Annotated in this window: 18 protein-coding genes; 10 read left to right on the top strand and 8 right to left on the bottom strand. The window is 48.5% G+C overall.

What is annotated here, in order from left to right; genetic code table 11:
• Positions 1-146 precede the first annotated feature (146 nt).
• The 7 genes from HW443_RS04090 to deoC all read left to right on the top strand — a co-directional run bounded on the left by HW443_RS04090 (position 147) and on the right by deoC (position 6,900).
• Positions 147-407 carry a hypothetical protein gene (locus tag HW443_RS04090; RefSeq protein WP_176231616.1) on the top strand — a complete coding sequence of 87 codons (261 nt, stop codon included), beginning with the start codon at positions 147-149 and terminating at the stop codon, positions 405-407.
• Positions 408-570: 163 nt separating this feature from the next.
• The gene (locus tag HW443_RS04085; protein ID WP_176231615.1) at positions 571-1,857 is read left to right on the top strand and encodes a hypothetical protein; all 1,287 of its coding nucleotides are present in this window, start codon (positions 571-573) and stop codon (positions 1,855-1,857) included.
• Positions 1,854-3,899 (top strand): AAA family ATPase, encoded by a 2,046-nt coding sequence (locus HW443_RS04080; RefSeq protein ID WP_176231614.1) that lies wholly within the window; start codon positions 1,854-1,856, stop codon positions 3,897-3,899. Before HW443_RS04085 ends, HW443_RS04080 begins: the two co-directional genes overlap by 4 nt.
• A complete protein-coding gene (locus tag HW443_RS04075; RefSeq protein WP_176231613.1) occupies positions 3,900-4,538 on the top strand; it encodes a 4Fe-4S single cluster domain-containing protein in 639 nt (212 codons plus the stop codon). It abuts the gene before it with no gap.
• A gap of 9 nt (positions 4,539-4,547) precedes the next feature.
• Positions 4,548-5,072, top strand: a complete 525-nt coding sequence (locus HW443_RS04070) for an FHA domain-containing protein (RefSeq protein ID WP_176231612.1) — start codon at positions 4,548-4,550, stop codon at positions 5,070-5,072.
• The gene (locus HW443_RS04065) at positions 5,073-5,885 is read left to right on the top strand and encodes a PP2C family protein-serine/threonine phosphatase (RefSeq protein ID WP_176231611.1); all 813 of its coding nucleotides are present in this window, start codon (positions 5,073-5,075) and stop codon (positions 5,883-5,885) included.
• 346 nt (positions 5,886-6,231) lie between these two features.
• Entirely contained in the window at positions 6,232-6,900 is a 669-nt protein-coding gene (gene deoC / locus HW443_RS04060; protein ID WP_176236041.1) for a deoxyribose-phosphate aldolase, read from the top strand.
• On the opposite strand, the gene yqeB is transcribed toward deoC, so the two are convergent.
• The 5 genes from yqeB to HW443_RS04035 all read right to left on the bottom strand — a co-directional run bounded on the left by yqeB (position 6,890) and on the right by HW443_RS04035 (position 12,699).
• Positions 6,890-7,939, bottom strand: a complete 1,050-nt coding sequence (gene yqeB, locus HW443_RS04055; RefSeq protein WP_308751055.1) for a selenium-dependent molybdenum cofactor biosynthesis protein YqeB — start codon at positions 7,937-7,939, stop codon at positions 6,890-6,892. The two genes, deoC and yqeB, sit on opposite strands and share 11 nt — an antisense overlap.
• A 99-nt stretch (positions 7,940-8,038) precedes the next feature.
• On the bottom strand, positions 8,039-8,893 hold the full coding sequence (locus tag HW443_RS04050) for a mechanosensitive ion channel family protein (protein ID WP_176236040.1): 855 nt from the start codon (positions 8,891-8,893) through the stop codon (positions 8,039-8,041).
• Between the two features lie 730 nt (positions 8,894-9,623).
• Complete coding sequence (locus tag HW443_RS04045) at positions 9,624-10,721, bottom strand: ABC transporter ATP-binding protein (protein ID WP_176230832.1); 1,098 nt, start codon at positions 10,719-10,721, stop codon at positions 9,624-9,626.
• 14 nt (positions 10,722-10,735) lie between these two features.
• Positions 10,736-11,587: a dihydropteroate synthase gene (locus HW443_RS04040; protein WP_176230831.1), complete on the bottom strand. Its 852-nt coding sequence runs from the start codon at positions 11,585-11,587 to the stop codon at positions 10,736-10,738.
• 473 nt (positions 11,588-12,060) lie between these two features.
• Positions 12,061-12,699 (bottom strand): corrinoid protein, encoded by a 639-nt coding sequence (locus HW443_RS04035; protein ID WP_176230830.1) that lies wholly within the window; start codon positions 12,697-12,699, stop codon positions 12,061-12,063.
• Positions 12,700-12,921: 222 nt separating this feature from the next.
• Here HW443_RS04035 and HW443_RS04030 point away from each other — a divergent pair, with 222 nt between their 5' ends.
• Positions 12,922-13,200, top strand: a complete 279-nt coding sequence (locus HW443_RS04030) for an AbrB/MazE/SpoVT family DNA-binding domain-containing protein (protein WP_176230829.1) — start codon at positions 12,922-12,924, stop codon at positions 13,198-13,200.
• A 327-nt stretch (positions 13,201-13,527) separates the two neighbouring features.
• On the opposite strand, the gene HW443_RS04025 is transcribed toward HW443_RS04030, so the two are convergent.
• Entirely contained in the window at positions 13,528-15,351 is a 1,824-nt protein-coding gene (locus HW443_RS04025) for an ASKHA domain-containing protein (protein WP_176230828.1), read from the bottom strand.
• 137 nt (positions 15,352-15,488) lie between these two features.
• Here HW443_RS04025 and HW443_RS04020 point away from each other — a divergent pair, with 137 nt between their 5' ends.
• Together HW443_RS04020 and HW443_RS04015 are read left to right on the top strand one after the other, a co-directional pair.
• Positions 15,489-15,677 (top strand): hypothetical protein, encoded by a 189-nt coding sequence (locus tag HW443_RS04020; RefSeq protein WP_176230827.1) that lies wholly within the window; start codon positions 15,489-15,491, stop codon positions 15,675-15,677.
• A complete protein-coding gene (locus tag HW443_RS04015) occupies positions 15,665-15,853 on the top strand; it encodes a hypothetical protein (protein ID WP_176230826.1) in 189 nt (62 codons plus the stop codon). Before HW443_RS04020 ends, HW443_RS04015 begins: the two co-directional genes overlap by 13 nt.
• A gap of 48 nt (positions 15,854-15,901) precedes the next feature.
• Here HW443_RS04015 and HW443_RS04010 read toward each other — a convergent pair whose 3' ends face one another.
• Together HW443_RS04010 and HW443_RS04005 are read right to left on the bottom strand one after the other, a co-directional pair.
• Positions 15,902-16,861, bottom strand: coding sequence for an SWIM zinc finger family protein (locus HW443_RS04010; RefSeq protein WP_176230825.1), 960 nt, complete (start codon positions 16,859-16,861; stop codon positions 15,902-15,904).
• A gap of 12 nt (positions 16,862-16,873) precedes the next feature.
• On the bottom strand, positions 16,874-19,121 hold a 2,248-nt coding region (locus HW443_RS04005; protein ID WP_176237931.1), incomplete at its 5' end, for a DEAD/DEAH box helicase.

Raw genomic sequence — 19,121 nt, 5'->3', positions numbered from 1 at the left:
ATGATAGAAAACCCCCTCTGAAGAGGTGTTTTTTAAAATAAGTGCGGAAGTCGGGAGGAAGTGGATGGCTTTGCCCAAAGCATGGCTATGATTGGGGGTAAGTTGACTTGCTGACGCAAACAGTTAAGTAGCAAGGGTCTATAAGAATGATCGGTAACTGGCTTAGTATAGTTGCTATCGTATTTGTGGTTCTTCGGGGAGTGCTGAGGGGCTATATCGGGTCAGCGAAGGCTGGAGCTCTTATCCTTATATCATCCATTTTCTTAATTGCCGCTGGAAGATCGACACTTGTAAGACTTGCTACTTTAGCTATCCCAATATATTTCTTTATGAAGGAGTTTGGTATTGGAGATTTCAGCGGCTTCTGGAGCCTAATACTGGCTTTACTTCCCCTTTTCATTACTTAGAAAATACTTGATATTTTCATGGTTCATGGGTGATGAGACCATAATGAAAAATTATGTTGTTTGGATTCTACATAATGTTTCGTGGCCTTTTTAGGCGTAGGAAATAAGATGGTCCCTCGAAATTTATTAATTTGCATCCAAAACTTGGGAAGAGGAGAGTAGTATGAGCGGTGAGTTGTTTGGTGTAGTTTTATTACCATTAGCCCTTCCCATTGCGGCGGTAGGAATACCGGTAGTCCTGCTGCTTGAAGCATCACGTAATGCCAGGTTAAAAGCAGAGAGAGAAAACATTGCTGCTAAATTGGAAGCGGAGAAGCGGAGAAAAGAGGTTGAGCAACGCCTCATGGTTGAAAAGAAAAAGACAAAGGCTATTCAAGAGAAGTTAAAAGAAAAAGAAAAACAAAAGGAGGAAGAAGAGCGGAAAATACAGTTAGCCTGTCAGGAAGAAGAAAGACTCCGCGACATAGAAAAAAACCTTCTTCATGGCAGCTTTAACTTTAAGAAGATAGAGCAAAAAAGTCAGCCGCAGAAGGTTAAAGGTCCAAAGAGAAAAGAAGCGGATGTGCTCTTGATGCTTCAATCTCTTGAACTCAAAATTTCCGGGCTTGAGCCAATTCTATCTGAATTAATAAGAACTGACCTCATAGATATGAAAAATTCTCTAAATGAAATAAAGGACAAAATTAGTGGCAACTACTCTTATTTTGAAAATATCCTAAAATGGCTCGACATAAGGCTCAAAGAAGCAATTAAAAGAGGGGAGAGGAAACTTGAAGATAGGGCAAAGGAATTGGATACCCTATCAGAGAAGGCAATAGAACTTTTGACAGATATTGAAATGATAATCAATTCTCCGCTTTTGCCTGACAAAGGCAGGGCATTGGAGCTAAAGGCAGCACTTGAGAGCGCAATGTCAGGCCATGATATCAACATGCTGAAGATTGCAATTGAACGATTGACTCCGGAGATAAAAGAGCTCTACCAAGAATACCTTGAGATGGAAAAACTGAACGATGAACGCGAATATACAATGAAAAGTGTCCAAAGTGTCCTTGCAGAAATGGGATATAAGGTTTCAAAACTCCCCTTCAGGACTGTTGAAAACGCAAAGGCACCTCTTTATATGGAGTTTGATATTCCCGAAGGAGAGGGAGTAAGGCTCGGTTTTGGCATGGATAGGGGTATTCTTGCAGAGGTTTTCCATCCAGAAAATAGAGAAACCAATAGAGAAAAATTTGAAGAGCAAGAAAAGAGGTGGTGCTCTGACATAAAGAAAATTGGGGCAAAACTCAAGGACAAAGGGATTGTGTTTGAAAAAAAATGGACAAGGCATTTTACAGATGCAGAGATAGAGAGAATAATAACTGAACCACAAGTCACAGACGAGACGAAAAAAGAAGAAGAGTATAGGCGTCGTATGATTCAGGGGCAAAGAAGGATACAACGATGAATGGCTTAGATATTTTATCTCGATGGATGAGAGAACTTAATAGGTATCTTCCCATTAAAACCCAGTTTTACATTTCGGGAAACATCTACGACCAGGTTCTTTACCCCCTAAAGCAAAATGACACTATTTACTGGAGTTATCTAAGTGTAAGGGATTTTTTCTACCGTTTTTTCCTTGAAAGGGGGTACAAAATCATAGGTTTCTACGATCTCGTTGATGGAATAGAGTTTAAGAATGAAGAGATGTACAAAGATTTTAGAAGGTTGATTAAAGGAAAGGAGGTTGATACCGAAAAGGGGCAACAGAAAAAGACTACGAACCAAGGCGAGGCCAAGTCAATTGATGTTCAGCACAAATGCGTGCTCAAGATAGATGATGCCTTGGACAACATAAGGATTGTTGTGTCTAATACAACAATACCAACAGTGTTTATTATCGACTACAGTTCCCGCCTCACTTCATCCCCTAATCAACTATATGGTGAGGAGAGAATACACTTTCTAAAGATTTTAAAATGCGCGCAGGATGCTGCGGTGGTGACCATAGGCAGCGAGACATTTAATAACCTAACTATTCTTTTATGTGACAGGTTGAATGATATACCAACATGGCTATATCTAAACAATCCTTTAACAAAACACCTGCAGATAGACAAACCAGATGATGAGGAAAGGAGAAAGTTTATAACCTTTGCCTTGACTCGAAACGATTTCCCAAAATTCTTTGATTCGACAAACCTGACACAAGAAGAAGTGAAGCAAATTCAAGAGAAATTTGTTGACCTTACAGACGGGCTTGGAAACTATGAACTGGAAAGTTTGAGGATACTGTCTCAGAGAGAGCAAATAAGCATCAGGAATATAAAGAATATAGTTGAACGATATAAATTTGGAGTCATCGAGAGTGCATGGGATAAAGTTAATATCGAAAAACTAAGAAATGCTAAGGAGATTCTGAGCGACAGGGTGAAAGGGCAAGACGGGGCAATAGAGTCAGTATTAGATCTCCTCAAACGGGCTAAGGCGGGGCTGGCAGGAGTTCAGCACTCCTCCAAATCAAGTAAGCCAAAGGGAATACTTTTCTTTGCCGGACCCACGGGCGTGGGCAAAACTGAGCTTGCCAAGGCATTGGCGGAATTGTTATTCGGCGATGAGAAAGCATGTATAAGATTTGATATGAGTGAATATGGTCAGGAGCAGGCGGATCAGAAACTATTAGGTGCACCACCGGGCTATGTGGGCTATGAAGAAGGTGGTCAATTGACCAATAAGATAAAGGAAAAACCATTCTCCGTTCTTCTATTCGATGAAATAGAGAAGGCACATCCAAGCATACTGGATAAATTCTTACAAATCCTTGAAGATGGCCGTATGACTGACGGAAAAGGAGAAACGGTCTACTTCTCGGAATCTATAATTATTTTCACAAGCAATATAGGCTCTTATCTTGATGTACCCACAGGGGATGGAAGAACAGTTATAAGGAAAATCAATATACATCCAAACGCATGGCATTGTGAAAATTGCAACTGGATAGACGTATCAGGAGAAAAACCAGATCAGTGTGAGGAATGCCAAAATACTGAGCTCAAATATATAGAAACTCCTTATGCAGAAATTAAGAAAAGAATTTTGTCAGCTATAAAAGACCATTTCAAATTCAAACTGGGAAGACCAGAGATACTTAACAGGTTCGGAAATAATTTTGTAGTTTTCGACTATATAAGAGCCCCAATCATGAAAGAGATAAGAGATAGGATACTCAATAAGATTACTGAAGAGGTAAAAGAAAAGCACAAGATAAATATTATCTTTTCTGAGGATGTGAAAACTTTTCTCTTTGATAAAGCTATCCAGAATATCGAGCAGGGAGGTCGTGGGGTTGGTAATCTTATTGAGGAAGCCATTGTAAATCCCCTTTCAAGGATACTCTTTGATGAAGAAGAAAAGCTAAAAGATAAAACCTCTCTTTTAGTCGGAGATATTGTTACGGAGAGGAAGGGTTCGACAGAGATATACACCCTAAAGGTAGAAGGGCTTTAAATGGAAGAATCTATCTACATAGACAGTATTTCGTATCCTGTTACAAACCTTGGTCCTGGCAAAAGGGTTGTTCTCTGGGTTCAAGGGTGCACTTTGAAATGCAATGGGTGCATGGCTATTTCGATGCAAGAGAGGCATGAAGATGCAAAAAAGACCGTAGAAGATATCTTTTATGCGATTAGGAAAGCCTCTTTAGGGCTTGACGGAATTACTATTTCTGGTGGAGAGCCATTTGAGCAGGCCGAAGCCCTATTAAGACTTGTTAGGTTGATAAAAGAACATACTTCCTTGGATATCATGGTTTATTCTGGTTACACAATAGAAGACCTGAATGAGCAAGGAGAATCGGCAAGTAAACTTTTGAGCCTGATCGACATTTTGATAGACGGAAGGTTTGAGGAAGAAAACTCTAATAAGAAACTCTGGCGGGGCTCGGACAACCAGAGATTCCATATCCTGAGTGAAAGGGCCAAAAAATATGCCCGTTATGCAGAGGAAGAATATAGGGGCCAGAGGGAACTACATTTTGAAATGAGCGAAGGCAACTCCTTTAAGATTATAGGGATCCCGAACAGAGGATTCATGAGAGATCTGAAAAAACAATGTAGGGGATTGGGACTCACTTTAACCCAGCCATAGGAGCCAATCGTGAGTGAAGGAGTTTATGGTAAAAAGTGTCCCGTTTGTGGACATATTAACGACGAAATAGCAATGGTCTGTGCTAACAATTGCCAAGTGAACATGCTTCGTGTCACTGCTCAATATCATAAAGTTTCTGAGCAAGAACACCTAGCAACTTCCTTAGGTGAGAATAAGGAAAGCTCGATTCAAGGATCAATCCCTAAAAAACGCCAGCCCACCGTAAAAGCGATTGCTTGTGTCGCTAGAATTTATCCCGAATTTAATCCTAATCTCATTATAGAGATTAAAGACGGCGATACCATAGGCAGAGAAGGCGATATCGATGTAAGTTCACTGCCCAGAAGCGAATTCATTTCAAGGAAACACGCTACTTTTATTCTTGAGGGAAGTAGCTGGCATATAAGAGACAACAATAGCATGAATGGGACAAAAATAAACTTCAAAAAATTGGAGCCACACCAGGTGGTAAAACTTAACGATGGCGACAGAATAAGCCTTGCTGATACTACCTTCATTTTCAAGAGTTCATAAATGGCTAAACTTCTAATATGTGGTAAAACTGATATTGGAAAAAAAGGGGAATACAATGAGGATGCCTTTTTGATCGGCGGCATAGTGGAAAACAAAAAGGAGCTCTATCTAGAGATCCCTTTAGATTCGTCCTTTATAAAGTATTATGGCTTACTCGTGGCAGTTGCTGATGGGATGGGAGGCCATAATGCTGGTGATGTAGCAAGTGGTCTTGCCTTGAATCTACTTTCAAGGCAGTTTATGTCATCCCCCAAAGGGGTTCTGACTCAGGAAGAAATCACAATGGCACTAAGGGACTCGATATTTTCTGCACACAAGGCGATACTCGATGTGAGTAGAAGCAATCCTTGCTATTCCGGCATGGGTACAACTATTGGTGGGGTATATTTTACTGGTGATGGGTTTTACACCTATCATGCAGGTGACAGCCGTCTTTATAGGTTAAGGCATAGCGGTCTAAAGCAATTGACCAAAGATCACTCTTTGGTCCAATCCTTGATAGAACTGGGACAAATAACTATTGAAGAATCTTACGCCCACCCACAGAAAAATGTAATAACCAATTGCCTTGGAGGTGGGAATAGCAATTGTGAGCCTGAAGTTGCCCATAACTATACTGCCTTTGAAGGTGATATTTTTTTGCTATGTAGTGACGGTCTCTCGGATATAGTAGATGCAGATAAAATAGAGGAGATTCTTAATAGTGAAAGGATGCTTAGAGAGAAGGTGAATTTTCTAATTGACGCGGCTAATGAAGCTGGGGGTAAGGATAATATAACGGCGGTGTTAATTAAAGTTGAGGAGGAAAAGTAGTATGAAGAAGTGTCCCTTTGCTAGTTACGACCCCGAGGAGTGTGGTGATTGGTGCGAACTCTATAAGAAACAAGAAAAGGTGTGTACGCTTCAAAGTATCGATATTAAGAGGCTGTCTAAAAACTCCAATTTCAAAAACTCATCTCCCACTTCGCCCCTAAAAAGGAGCTAATTTCGCATAAAACTTCCCACGTTGACCTCAAAATCAGATCTCATGTAGGAGTAATTCCCCACCTTGGGCAAAATGCCCTTAGTTTTTGGACACCCTCTTAAGGCCCTGGAAGGAATCAAGTATGCTATAGATCCGACAGTAATGTGACTACCCGATCCGAAGGAGGAAACCCGGATGGTAACAAATCCCGACCTGGCTCACCCGGATATAGCCAAACTTATCGATCATACCCTCCTCGCACCCGATGCCACCAGGGAGCGGATAGCCAGGCTTTGTCAGGAGACCCGAGAGTACGGCTTTGCCAGTGTCTGCGTCAATCCTGGCTGGGTCAAGATAGCTGCTCAACTTCTGGAAGGCTCAGAGGTTAAGGTCTGTACAGTGATTGGATTTCCTCTGGGGGCCACGACTACCTTGACCAAGGCGATGGAGACCAGAGATGCTCTTGCCAACGGCGCTGATGAAGTAGATATGGTCCTCAATGTTGGAGCTCTCAAATCGGGTGATGAGGACTGGGTGCGAGAAGATATCGCTTCAGTGGTCAAGGCTGCCAACGGAAGAGTGGTCAAGGTGATCCTGGAGACGGGCCTTTTGACCGATGAGGAGAAAGTGAAAGCCAGCCTTTTGGCTAAAGAGGCGGGAGCCAGCTTTGTCAAGACCTGTACCGGTTTCGGCCCAGGTGCTGCCACAGTGGAGGATATTGCTCTACTGAGAAAGACTGTAGGCGAGAAGATGGGAGTTAAGGCTTCCGGGGGAGTCAAGGACTATGAGACCGCTCGCCGAATGATAGAGGCGGGCGCCAACCGGATTGGGACTAGTAGCGGGGTAGCCATAGTTAAGGGGTAGTCCTCAGCAAAATCAATATCGCCTCCAGCGCGGCGCGGCCGATGGCTCGGGACTTATCAGATATAGTGTAGCAATACTCACGAACTCCCCTGGGATCTACATCACCGATCTTGAGATCTTCTTCTACCTCAATTCCGCTTTTGATCATTCCCCGGATAACCCCGCTAATTCCAGCTCTCACTGGCTGGCCATCTACATAAGCAACAATTTCTCCCTTCTGGACAAAGTCGCCTATATTTCTCAAAGTCCTGACTTTGCCTCTTGTGGGAGCCCGCAGGACTCGCTCCAGACCATAGCCCTGAATATCGGCGGGAATGCCGGTGTTCTCCATAGCTCTCCCATCAAAAATAACTCTCCCCAGATAGTGACCCCTCATGGTTTCGACAACGGCATGGACATCTTCACCTGCGGTAAAACCCGGCCCCAGGGCAATAACTATCCTGGCATCCTCAAGATGAGTCCCCAGATTCCTTTTGGCCATGGTGGCATCTACTACCACCTCTGGCCTGAAATGGGCAATGGCTTCTCCTTTTTCATCCACAAAAATAGGAATGTGGCCTTTCCCGATAATCTCCTCAGCGTCCTGAAATCGTGCTGCCCTTATGGCCCTAACCTCTTCTACCTCCATTTGCCCCTCATAGATTGCTTCCGCCAAAGCAACTGTTCCCCTGATGGCCCGGGGCTGTGCTATCTCGATCATTATCACTTTCATGCCGCATTTGTGCAGGCTTACTGCTACGCCGGTAGCCAGATCACCGGCACCTTTGATGAGTACCAGTATGTTGTTAAGTATAGTAACCCACATCCTCCGGATCTCCCTGAATCTTCCGTCAGGATTTCCTTCGGGACTCACGGAAGATTCTGATACCCCAAGAATCTCATGAGGGACTCGTAGGCCCCCAGGATCTGTTCTCTGAAAATGACCAAAAGAATGGCCAGCAAAAGAAGGAGTATCAAAGTCCAGGAAATAACTTTGAATGGATCTCGCCTTCTCTTTCTTTTCGGCCTGGGCAGGCGGGCCACCGCTTCCTTCCTCCATGACTCTGAGTACAAAATATTCTTCCCTCTATGACTTTGAGTGCATTAATATTAACATGTAGCCCGATAAGCTAAGAATGTAGAATGGCGTGGTCTGTTTTTACTCTCTTTTCTTTGGAGAGATCACCACCCGGTGGGGAAATGGGATTTCGATGCCTGCCTGATCGAACTTCTTCTTAATGCGGCGGCGTAGCTCTTGGGCCGTTCCCCATTGTTTGGAAGGGACTACCTTCCCCATCATCCTGAGAGTGACCTGAGACTCGCTAAAATCTATCACCCCTACCACGGTGGGTGGCTCAAGCACTACATCTTTATACTCTCCATCCTGGGCCAGCTCCTGACCAATCTGGTTCAGAACCTCAGACACTTCATCTATATCCTCTTTATAGTCTACTCCTACTTCTACAATCAGGCCGGACCAATCTCGAGTAAGATTTGCCACCTGGGTTATCTGGCCATTGGGGATAAAATGAACAGCTCCCTCCATATCTCGCAGGACGGTGCGGCGCAGATTGATACCCTCCACCGCGCCCGCCACATCTTTGACCTTAATAATGTCTCCCACGTAATATTGATTCTCCAGAAGAATGAAAAAGCCATTGATAACGTCTTTAACCAGAGTCTGGGCCCCAAAACCGATAGCCAACCCGGCAATTCCTGCACCGGCGAGAATGGGCATGATCTTGATGTTGAATTCCTGGAGAATCATCATCAGAGCTACGAAGGCGACTATGACGGTCAGAGTGCTGTTGATGATGGAACCCAAAGTTTTAGCTCGCTTCTGGGCTTCCATCTGATGAAGTCCGTTCCCTCGGACCTCCATATATCTGATAAGGAACCTGGTCAACGTCCTGAGAGCAGTTATGATAAGAGCCGCCGAGACAACAGTAAAGAGCACTCGTAAACCGGGCCCTTTCATCCATTCCCAAAGAGTAGCCGTGACTTGCTGGTCCATAAAAGTTCACGCAAGGGGACTGTCAGCTTCAACTGGCAGGGGAATTGCGCTTCCTCCTTTCTACTGTTATAATATTTATATGATTCCACCAGCAAGAGAGCAGCAATGCTCTGTAGCAGTAACCTGGCTCCCAGGTGAGGAGATAGTGGGTGCTACTCTGGTAGTTGCAGGTCGGCTGCCCCACTCAGCATAGTCAACCGGCCTCCCGTGCAAGACGGGTGGAGCAAGTCGGGTATCAGACTTGCTTGAATGTTGGGAAGTGATCCTCTTCGCGGACAAGCTGACTCCTTCAGGTGTCAGTAGTTGACACAGACATCTCCTTCCAACTGGGCTGGCCTTGAAGACCATGATAGCCAATTCAGGCGTAGATTTCAAACTACCCCGGGATAAGATAGGTCCTTGATCCATATTCCTAACCTCAAGGGAAGAGGAAGAATCACCTATCTCAATAAGCACAAAGGGAAGGGAGCTTTCCAAACCAGGCACTGCTCTTTAAGAGTTTCTATTTCTGGTGGAACCGCAAACACCATTTTGAGTCAATTTACCGTCCGATTTAGATTTCCAGAATGGAGCCAAATGCTGAAATTCGGCCCGCTTGGAGAGATCCCATTTTTACTTTTCGCGTATCACAATACCTCCTGTGGCACAATCTCAAAAGTGCCCATACCCTGGGGCCGGAACATAGCAAAGTGAGCTACGTCGGTAGTTAGGATTTTCCCTACCTTGAGCCCTAGATATACGCTACCTCTGTCTCCGGATCGAAGAGATGAATCCTCTCTGTCTCCAGGGCCAGAGTAATCCTATCTTCACCCCTGACCCGGCTCTCCGGATTAATCCTGGCCATAGACTGGACTCCGCCGATATCAGCATACAGATAAATCTCATTGCCCATAGGCTCAATGACATCAACCACGGTATCAATCAAGCCGAACCTTCTTTCCTCGGGCACAAAAGCAGCATCCTCCAGATGCTCAGGCCTGATACCCAGGATAATTTCCCGATTCCTGAGGTTCTTTCTGTCGATGACCTCTCGAACCATAGCAGAGGCCGGGATGTCCAGATTGCTGGCTCGCAGATGATGGTCCTCAGTGATCTTGGCCTTAATGAAGTTCATGGAGGGGCTGCCAATAAAGCCAGCCACAAACATGTTCTGCGGATTCTCATAGACCTCCTGGGGGCTCCCCACCTGTTGGGTCAGGCCGTCTTTCATAATAACGATCCGGTCGCCCATGGTCATGGCCTCGGTCTGGTCATGGGTCACGTAGATGAAGGTAGTGGATAGCCTCTTATGGAGCTTTTCGATCTCCACCCTCATCTGCACCCTGAGTTTAGCATCCAGGTTGGAGAGGGGCTCATCCATAAGAAAGACCAGGGGGTTTCGCACAATAGCCCTTCCCAGGGCCACTCTCTGACGCTGCCCTCCGGAGAGCTGCTTGGGTTTGCGCTTCAGTAGATCTTCGATACCCAGGACACGGGCTGCTTCTCGCACTCTCCTTTCTATCTCTGGCCTGGGGGTCTTTCGCAACTTGAGGCCAAAAGCCATGTTGTCGTAGACGTTCATGTGGGGATATAGAGCGTAGTTCTGGAAGACCATGGCAATGTTACGATCCTTAGGAGGAACATCATTCACCACCCGGTCGCCGATGACGATTTCTCCGGTATCGGCCTCCTCCAACCCTGCGATTATTCTCAGAGTAGTGGATTTGCCGCAACCCGAGGGGCCGACCAGGATGACAAACTCCTTGTCTTCCACATCCAGGTTGAAGTCCTTGACGGCTATCACCTCATCGAACTTCTTGGCCACATCTTTTAAGATTACTTGAGCCATTTAAGATTACCTCCTTAACTATATTTCGGCTGTTGTCTATAGTTCTTCAGATACCGCGCCCCATATGGATCACGGGACATCAGGAAATCGGAAGCCAAAATGGTCCTGACCACCTCCTCTTTGGTAGGATCGACTATGGCCGAGGTCAGACCAACCATAATGGCCATGGACAAAAAGGCCTTATTTATAATGCTTCGGTTAGGCATGCCAAAAGAGACGTTGCTGGCTCCCAGAGTAGTACCTACGCCCAACTCTTCCGTAACCCTACCAATGGCTTTGAGACAGGCAATGCCGGCATTGGGATCAGCGCTGACCGCCATGGCCAGACAGTCAATAAGGATATTCTCCTTGGGAATACCTTCTTCCTGAGCTCTCTCCACGATTTTCTTGGCAATCTCAAATCTTTTGTCAGGATCGGTCGGTATGCCCACATCATCCATAGTCAGACCTATTACCACAGCATTATGTTTCTTTATGGCCGGAAGTAGCTTTTTGAGAGACTCTTCCTCCCCGTTGACTGAGTTAACCAAAGCCACCCCTGGATAGACCTGGAGAGCAGCCACCAGGGCATCCCGGTTGGAAGAATCTATACAGATAGGGAGCTGGGCAGCCTCCAGAGCTCTCAAAACCGCCTTAGGGAGAAGATCAATCTCATTCACTCCTGGCGCCCCCACGTTAACATCTATTATATCAGCTCCGGCATCCCTCTGGATCATGGCTTCCTCTTCCACCAGATCCAGGTGTCCCTTTTGAAGTTCGGCAGTAAGTTTTGGTTTGCCAGTGGGATTGATCCTTTCACCTATTATTACCGTAGGTTTTCCTATCTCGATGGTGACCTGTTTATCCTTCACTGAAACAACTGCCATCTCTCTCCTTTCAGCCCTGGTAAGCCCCTATTTTTTACTTAGAAAATAGCCAATGTTTTCATGGTTCACGGGTGATGAGACCATCATGAAAAATTACTTTCAATATAGCAATTTGAAGAAGAAAATACAAGCTCAGAACCCCCACTCCCCATGCACCACTGCTTCTTAGCAAAGATTGTTGTCCCTCCAAAAAGATCAAAAGGCACCTCTTTGGCACCCTCTCCCACCGCTAAATTAGGTAATTTCCCATGACGCAAGCATCATCCGCGAACCACGAGAATATTGGCCTTTTCCCAGCTAATTGCCCGTGCGGGGACCGCATCCGCGAACGATGAAAATATCGGCTATTTTTTAAGTAAGTTGACCAAGAATCTTATTTTCGCAGAGTTTCTACCCAGACTTCCTTTGCGAAGGAATCGCCCATGCACCGCGGCGCACCACGTCACATGAAAATTGGGTTATTTTCAAGGGAGCTAGTTCAACCCCAGAAGGCTCTTGGCTACTTTAACTCCTGTGGGGGCATCTTCGGCATATCCGTCCGCTCCAATCTCCTCAGCATACTTCTTAGTGACCGGGGCACCCCCAATAATGACCTTGACCTTGTCTCTGATGCCGGCCTCCTCCAGGGCCGCAATAACGTCTTTCATGACGGTCATGGTGGTAGTGAGCAGGGCGGAGAGGCCCACGATCTGGGCCTGGTTGTCCTTTATGGCTTCCACGAACCTGTGGATATCCACATCCCCTCCCAGGTCCACTACACTGAAGCCAGCACCCTCCAGCATCATGCTCACCAAATTCTTACCTATATCGTGCAAATCTCCTTTGACCGTGCCGATTACGCAGGTGGCTAACTGTTGCTGCTCGGATTCTAACAGCAGGGGCTTTAAAATCTTGAGGGCCCCCTGCATGGCCCGGGCCGAAATGAGCATGTCCGGCACATAGTATTCCCGATTGGTGAACTTCTCCCCCACCACGTTCATGGCTGGGATAAGGCCCTGGGTGATGATAACCCCCGGGCGCAGGCCCTCAGTCAGAAGAGTATTGGTCAGCTCTACCGTTTTGGGCAGATCCCCAGCAATAACGGCCTCGGAGATCTCTTGCAATGTGGCCATAACATGTTCCTCCTATCAGGTCGAATTTTTATTATCATCATACCATATGCATGTGCCCGTCAACCATATTTAAGAAGTCGGATAATTCCAAAGTGCTAACAAAAGAACTCCTAAAGTAACTCTGTTGAAAACAAATCCCCCGCTGAAGGCCAGATCCTTGACACTTCTCCAATGTCGAGGTATTCTGATTATACGATAATCGCATTATGAGAGTGGGTAGCCATGCCAGCAATTCGACTGAGGAAGCGGGGGCAACTAACCCTTCCAGAAGACATTCGCTCGAAGTTTCGCCTGGAAGAGGGGGATAGTTTTGACGTGAAAGTCCGGGGCCGTGAAATTGTTCTCATCCCTTACAAGAGGGTGCCCCTGGATCAAGCCTGGTTCTGGACCAGGGAATGGCAGGCCAAGGAGCAGGAAGCGGATGAGGACCTGGCCGCAGGACGCTATAAGGATTACGACACCGTAGACGATCTCCTTGAGGACCTCCACCGTGAGGATTAGGAAGCTCAGGTCGTTTGACCGAGATTACCGTCTTCCAGACCCCCTCAAGAAGAAAGTAGACAAACAACTCCGTTTGCTCGCTGTTAACCCTGCAACATCCTTCCCTCCGCATTCACCGAGTACAAGGAGCTCAAGGCATCTGGGAATGCTACGTAGATCTTCACTATAGACTGAGTTTTATGATCGAAGGGGATCTATTGATCTTGCGCCGGGTGGGGCCTCACGATATTTTGAAAAAGGAGAGCAAGGGGTAGAAGAAACTGGCCACTGCTCACTGCGGATTGGGAGTCGAGCGAGTGTCTGGGAAAACACGCAGGGTGACTAGGTCTAAAACTGCATAGCATAGGCGAACTTGCCAGCAAAATCTGGAACCACAGTAAGCTCCAGATAATTGGTCCTCCTGGCAATTTCCACTGCCTTCTGGCGGTGTTTTCTGGAGATAAGAGCCATTTTGGCTCCTACTCCGGCAGCATTACCCACTTGCAAAAACCGATCTAACGGAAGCTGGGGAAACATGCCAATCTCTATGGCGTTAAGGGGATCTATGTACAGGCCGAAAGCTCCAGCAATGATCACCTTCTCCAGCTCTTCCGGCCCAATCTTCATCTGATCTAAAAGAATATTCATCCCGGCCCTGATAGCTCCCTTAGCCAGTTGGATGGCTACCACGTCCTTCTGGGTGATGACAATATCTTCTTCTATCTCTGTTCTGTCTTGGAGAACCAGAATGAACTCATAAATGCCGCTCTCTTTATCCCGCCTCACTCCAGGAATTTCTCGGACCAGTTTCCCCCGCTCGTCCAGCACTCCGGTCTTAAGCATCTCCGCTATGGCATCCAGAACTCCCGAGCCGCATATCCCTACCGGAGGCTTGTCCTCAATGGTCATAACTTTGACCTCATAGGTTTGAGGATCGATAGTGACCCTCTCGATGGCCCCGGCGGCAGCCCTCATACCATATCTTATATGAGCACCTTCAAAAGCCGGGCCGGAGGCGGTGGAACAGCTTACTATCTTATCGTCGATGACCAGAGCTATCTCGGTATTCGTCCCAATATCTATACCCATGGCCTTTTCCCCTTGGTCCACTATGCCTGAGGCCAGGAGCATGGCCACATGATCTGCTCCTACAAAGCCAGCGATGACCGGAAGGACGTGGACATAAGCGCCGGGCGAGATCTTCAAGCCCAGATCTCTGGCTTTGATATCTATGGGCTCATCGGTTACTGGAACAAAGGGAGACAGAGCAAGCTGTCTGGTGGGAAAGCCCAGAAAGAGGTGGTGCATGGCCGTATTGCCCACCAGAGTCATCTCCAGAATCTCCTCTGGAGAAAGATCGTTTCTGTGGCAGAGATCTTCGATGCTTTTGTTGAGAGTAGAGACAACTTCCTCCTGCATTCTTAGGGCATTTTGGGGATCAGTCATAGCGCTCATGATGCGGGACATAACGTCTTCGCCATAGGCAATCTGGGGATTTATGAAGCCGTCTGCATCTATGGTCTCACCGCTCACCAGATCTACCAGGTACAGGGCTATCTTGGTGGTACCCAGGTCTACCGACACGCCATGCGCCGTCTCTCCTCCTGAGGGAGGCCCGACAAAAACAATCTCCTTATCCCGAAGGGCAATATCTACCTTCCACCTGTTGTGACGTAAAGCCGGCGTAAGAGCCTTCAAGATCTCCATATCGGCGCTTATGCCTCCCAGGCCATACTCAGCCAGAAGGAACTCTTTTAGCCTTCTCTCATCGGATCTGACGTCGTCCAGCGTGGCCTCCTCCAGGCTGACTTTGAGTTTCTTGATTAAAGGATCCACTTCGATGTAGGACTCCTGGCCCATTATTCCCAGCTTCTGCTTTTCGGTAAGAGAGGAGGGGGGGATGTACACGTCGACATGATTGGTGACGGTGACAGCACAGGCCAGGCGGTAGCCTTCTTCTATCTCCCGAGAGGAAAGGTGCTTCCTCTCGCCTTCAGCGAGCGGTGCTGGATGTTCTCCCAGAAGCTTGACCCGACATTTCCCACAGGTCTGCTTTCCTCCACAGACAGTGCGGATGCCAATACCGCTCCGGCGAGCGGCGTCCAGGAGAGTAATAGGCCTCTCACTCTTATATCTTCTGCCAATGGGTTCGAAGTTTATCTCGAAGGACATGGTGGAGATAGTTTACTTCATGCCACATTTCGATACAACTGATAGATATTCAAGAAGGGTACATTGAAGTTCAGTGGCTTGAAAGTGCACCGTGGAATCGTGGTCCTGGCCGAAGATATGCGGGAGTGGGAAGTAACTTGATTGCCGTAGCAATTCAAGAAAGTCTTGCAAGGGGCTACGGAGGAGAAATTGCTCTTATCGCCGCGACTAAGGCTTTTGGATTTTTCCAGAGGTGTGGTATGATACAAATTGGAACTTCTCAGAGATTTTTTATGGATGAAATCAGGGCACGACAGTTTTTGAAGGAATGGAAATGGATAGCATAGATAGGAAGACAATTAATGCCGCCGAGGCTAAGGTTGACGATGGTATCTATACTACTGGAGAGAAATTGACCCTAACCGTGCAGGAAAGAGAAATAGCAAGAATTGCTTCTAGGGATGGTCTCTCCTGGCATGAGGCAGAATTAGTCTACAGACGAGGGCATAAGAAGGCAGTCTGATCTCCAATTACAGTAGTTGTGCTTGATTCTTCCCCTTCATTTTTCCCATCAGCGATCCCTCTTGGGGTCTTTACCTGCCTTCGTTTTTCCACGTGATCCGGGAGAAGATAGTATGCGGTCGCTATAGGCCAGTTTCAGAGCCTGATTACTTATAGTCTGGTAGCACTCTTTCATTAGGGCCACGAAATCTTCTTTGCCCTTCCAGAATGGAGGAGGTCCCAGACGTTTCAGGATGGCTTCAGGAACTGTGGGCGGGGTAATGGACACCCGGAAGCTTTGTATCCCTTCCCCGATGCTCCAGAATCGTTCCATACAATCCTGCAGGGGTAGTCCCTGGTGTTCCTCTGACATCTCTGTCTCAGGTTGTGTCTCCATCTCCGTTGTCCCCTCCACAGAACGCTTGTGGCGCAGGGCCGAAGTCAGGTCCTTCTGCGTTTTCCCCCTCAGCCGGAAGATCATGAATGGATCGCGGTCGAATTCCTCGGCCAGGAGGTAGTACACGGCGGCGATGTGTTTGCAGGGGTTGGCCCAGTCTGGGCAGGAGCACTCGGTTTTGAGATCGTGCGAAGACTTAGGGAAGAGGGTAACCTTGGCAGTAGAGAAAGCGTCCTCGATGTCCCGAGGCATTTCGCCGGCAAGGAGCCTGGCCGCGAAAATGGCCTGAGCGGCCATGGCGTCAGTGACCCTGTCCCATTCTTTCTCTGACAGTGTCTTTACGTCAATCCGGACCTGATACGGCTTGGGCCGGGAACCCTGAACCAACGCTCGCACCGTCCCTGGGGAAACTTCATACTTGATCACCTGTCCCCACCGGGCATAGTTGCGTCCACGCTGAAGCCTGTTGGACCAGCCAAAAGATTCAAGGATGGCGATCCAACGATCCGCCCACCAGGTCTCGCCGAACTTGCCACGTCTACTTCGGGCCTTGACGCCATTCTTAACCTCCCGCGGCTGGGAGGGCTCGTAATAATCTCCCCAGTAGCTTCGGCCACCTCTATCTCTAGTCATAATGTTCCTCTCTCATTCACTTTCAACCGCGTCGCGGCTAAGCGCAAGAAGGCTGCGCAATTGATCTGTGGACATCTCCGTGAGCCACGCCTCGCCTGTGCCCACAATATTCTCGGCCAGGGCTTTCTTGCTCTCGATCATCTCGTCGATCCGTTCCTCCAGTGTCCCGCTACATACGAACTTGTGAACCTGGACGTTTTTCTTCTGCCCGATGCGAAAGACCCTGTCCGTAGCCTGGTTCTCGACGGCCGGGTTCCACCACCGGTCGAAGTGGAAGACGTGACTGGCCCGGGTGAGGTTAAGTCCCAGGCCGCCCGCCTTGAGCGAAAGGATGAAAATCGGCGGCCCTTGTACCTCCTCTTGGAAGCGAGTGACCAAATGGTCACGCGCCTTCTGCGCCACCTGGCCATGCAGAAAGAGCACCTCGCAACCAAAGACGCCCTGAAGGTGTCCCTTGAGTATCTTGCCCATCTCCGAAAACTGGGTGAAGATGAGGGCTCGATGCCCCTCGCTCAGTACCTCATCGAGCATCTCCTCAAGACGGGTGAGCTTCCCCGAACGACCGTCCAGGGCACTGCCGTCGCCCAAAAAATGCGCGGGATGGTTACAGACCTGTTTGAGTTTCATGAGCGTCGAGAGCACCAGGCCCTTGCGCTCGATGCCCTCCGACTCCTCAATCTTCTTTAACATCTCCTGGACCACCGCCTCGTAAAGCGTAGCCTGCTCCCTGGTGAGCTGGCAGAAGACCTTCATCTCCAGCTTCTCGGGTAGGTCCTGGATAATCTTAGGATCCGTCTTGAGACGCCGCAGGATGAAGGGCTGGACAAGGCGCCGAAGCCGGACCGCACTTTCCGGATCCTGGTAACGTTCGATGGGCAGGGCGAAGCGCCTCCGGAAGTCAGTCGCCGAGCTAAGATAGCCGGGGTTCAGAAATTCCATGATAGACCACAGCTCCGAGAGGCGGTTCTCCACGGGCGTACCGGTGAGAGCAATCCGGTAGCCGGCCTCGAGCCTTCGAATGGCCTGGGTCTGTTTGGCCGCCGGGTTCTTGATGTTCTGGGCCTCATCAAGAGCAATGCCCGCCCACTCTACAGCCGAGAGGCATTTCTCGTCCCGGTGGGCCAGGGCATAGGTGCTGATGACCAGGTCGTGTTTCTTGGTCTCCCGGACGAAGTCCTTTCCGGAATGCCGTTCAGCCCCGTGGTGGACCAGCACCGAAACCGACGGTGCAAAGCGTGCCACCTCCCGCTGCCAGTTACCAACCACCGAGGTGGGGCAGATAAGCAGTACCGGTGAGCGCCTCCTCCGGGATTTTGTGCATGCCTTCTCGTACAGAAGAAGGGCGATAAACTGAATGGTCTTTCCCAGCCCCATGTCGTCGGCCAGACATGCACCGAGCCCCCACTGCCTTAAGAACCAGAGCCAGGAGAAGCCCCTTACCTGGTAGGGACGCAGTTTGCCACAGAAGTCCAGTGGTTGTGGAAGTTCGGCTATCTTTTCGCCCTCGGTGAGCCGGTCGCAAAGTTCTGCGATCCATCCCTTTACCTCGACACCGACGACAGGGAGCCCCGCCTCGGACTCTTGTTGCCCCAGGCCCAGTCGCAACGCTTCGGCCAGCAACATGTCCCCGCGGTTCCGCCGCTCCTTCCAGAAGCGGATAGCGGCCTCAATCTGGTCGGGCCTGAGTTCAACCCACTGCCCCCTGATCTGAACGAGGGGAACCTTGAGTGCAGCAAGTTTCTCGAACTCCTCCCAACTCAGGGACTCCTCACCCAGAGCAAGCTCCCAGTCGAAGTTGACAATGGAGTTGAGGCCGAAGTGGCTCTGTCCAGCAGTCACTTTTGAATCAGATTTTGGACGCAAGCGCAGGCGGACTCCCAGGCGCGCCCGTGGCTTCTCCCACCAGGGTGGTACAAGGACACTAAAGCCGGTCTCCTCCAGAAGCGGTGCTGCCTCGCGCAGGAAAGCGTAGGCCTCTTCAGTGGTGAGGTAACAGGCTTCAGGCCGAGCTGACCTGAGGCTCTCCTCAATTGCCGGGAACAACCGCGATGCCCGACCCAGGTCACCCAGGAGCCGCTCCTGGGGATGGTCGAATTTTCGATTGAGAAACTGGAGTGTGCTTTTGGATTCCTTCCAAACCTTATCCACAGGCACCAGAAGGCTTCGGTCGTCAGTTGCCTGGAGGAAAAAGCGGATAGCCCAGTCTTGGCCTTTGGCGGTCTTGTGGCGCTCGGACAGAGTATCTTCAGTGGCCGGAGGT

The sequence above is a fragment of the Candidatus Hakubella thermalkaliphila genome, assembly GCF_013281975.1.
GTDB lineage: Bacteria > Actinomycetota > Humimicrobiia > Hakubellales > Hakubellaceae > Hakubella > Hakubella thermalkaliphila.
The sequence above is the reverse complement of the archived record's forward strand: the minus strand, read 5'-3'. Positions and strand labels throughout refer to the sequence as shown.

Coding starts and splice junctions, on each gene's coding strand:
- HW443_RS04090 (WP_176231616.1), top strand. CDS start 147: ATGATCGGTAACTGGCTTAGTATAGTTGCTATCGTATTTGTGGTTCTT.
- HW443_RS04065 (WP_176231611.1), top strand. CDS start 5,073: ATGGCTAAACTTCTAATATGTGGTAAAACTGATATTGGAAAAAAAGGG.
- HW443_RS04015 (WP_176230826.1), top strand. CDS start 15,665: ATGGATAGCATAGATAGGAAGACAATTAATGCCGCCGAGGCTAAGGTT.
- HW443_RS04035 (WP_176230830.1), bottom strand. CDS start 12,699: ATGGCCACATTGCAAGAGATCTCCGAGGCCGTTATTGCTGGGGATCTG.
- HW443_RS04010 (WP_176230825.1), bottom strand. CDS start 16,861: ATGACTAGAGATAGAGGTGGCCGAAGCTACTGGGGAGATTATTACGAG.
- deoC (WP_176236041.1), top strand. CDS start 6,232: ATGGTAACAAATCCCGACCTGGCTCACCCGGATATAGCCAAACTTATC.
- HW443_RS04075 (WP_176231613.1), top strand. CDS start 3,900: ATGGAAGAATCTATCTACATAGACAGTATTTCGTATCCTGTTACAAAC.
- HW443_RS04085 (WP_176231615.1), top strand. CDS start 571: ATGAGCGGTGAGTTGTTTGGTGTAGTTTTATTACCATTAGCCCTTCCC.
- HW443_RS04040 (WP_176230831.1), bottom strand. CDS start 11,587: ATGGCAGTTGTTTCAGTGAAGGATAAACAGGTCACCATCGAGATAGGA.
- HW443_RS04025 (WP_176230828.1), bottom strand. CDS start 15,351: ATGTCCTTCGAGATAAACTTCGAACCCATTGGCAGAAGATATAAGAGT.
- HW443_RS04050 (WP_176236040.1), bottom strand. CDS start 8,893: ATGGACCAGCAAGTCACGGCTACTCTTTGGGAATGGATGAAAGGGCCC.
- HW443_RS04080 (WP_176231614.1), top strand. CDS start 1,854: ATGAATGGCTTAGATATTTTATCTCGATGGATGAGAGAACTTAATAGG.
- yqeB (WP_308751055.1), bottom strand. CDS start 7,939: ATGGAGGAAGGAAGCGGTGGCCCGCCTGCCCAGGCCGAAAAGAAAGAG.
- HW443_RS04030 (WP_176230829.1), top strand. CDS start 12,922: ATGCCAGCAATTCGACTGAGGAAGCGGGGGCAACTAACCCTTCCAGAA.
- HW443_RS04045 (WP_176230832.1), bottom strand. CDS start 10,721: ATGGCTCAAGTAATCTTAAAAGATGTGGCCAAGAAGTTCGATGAGGTG.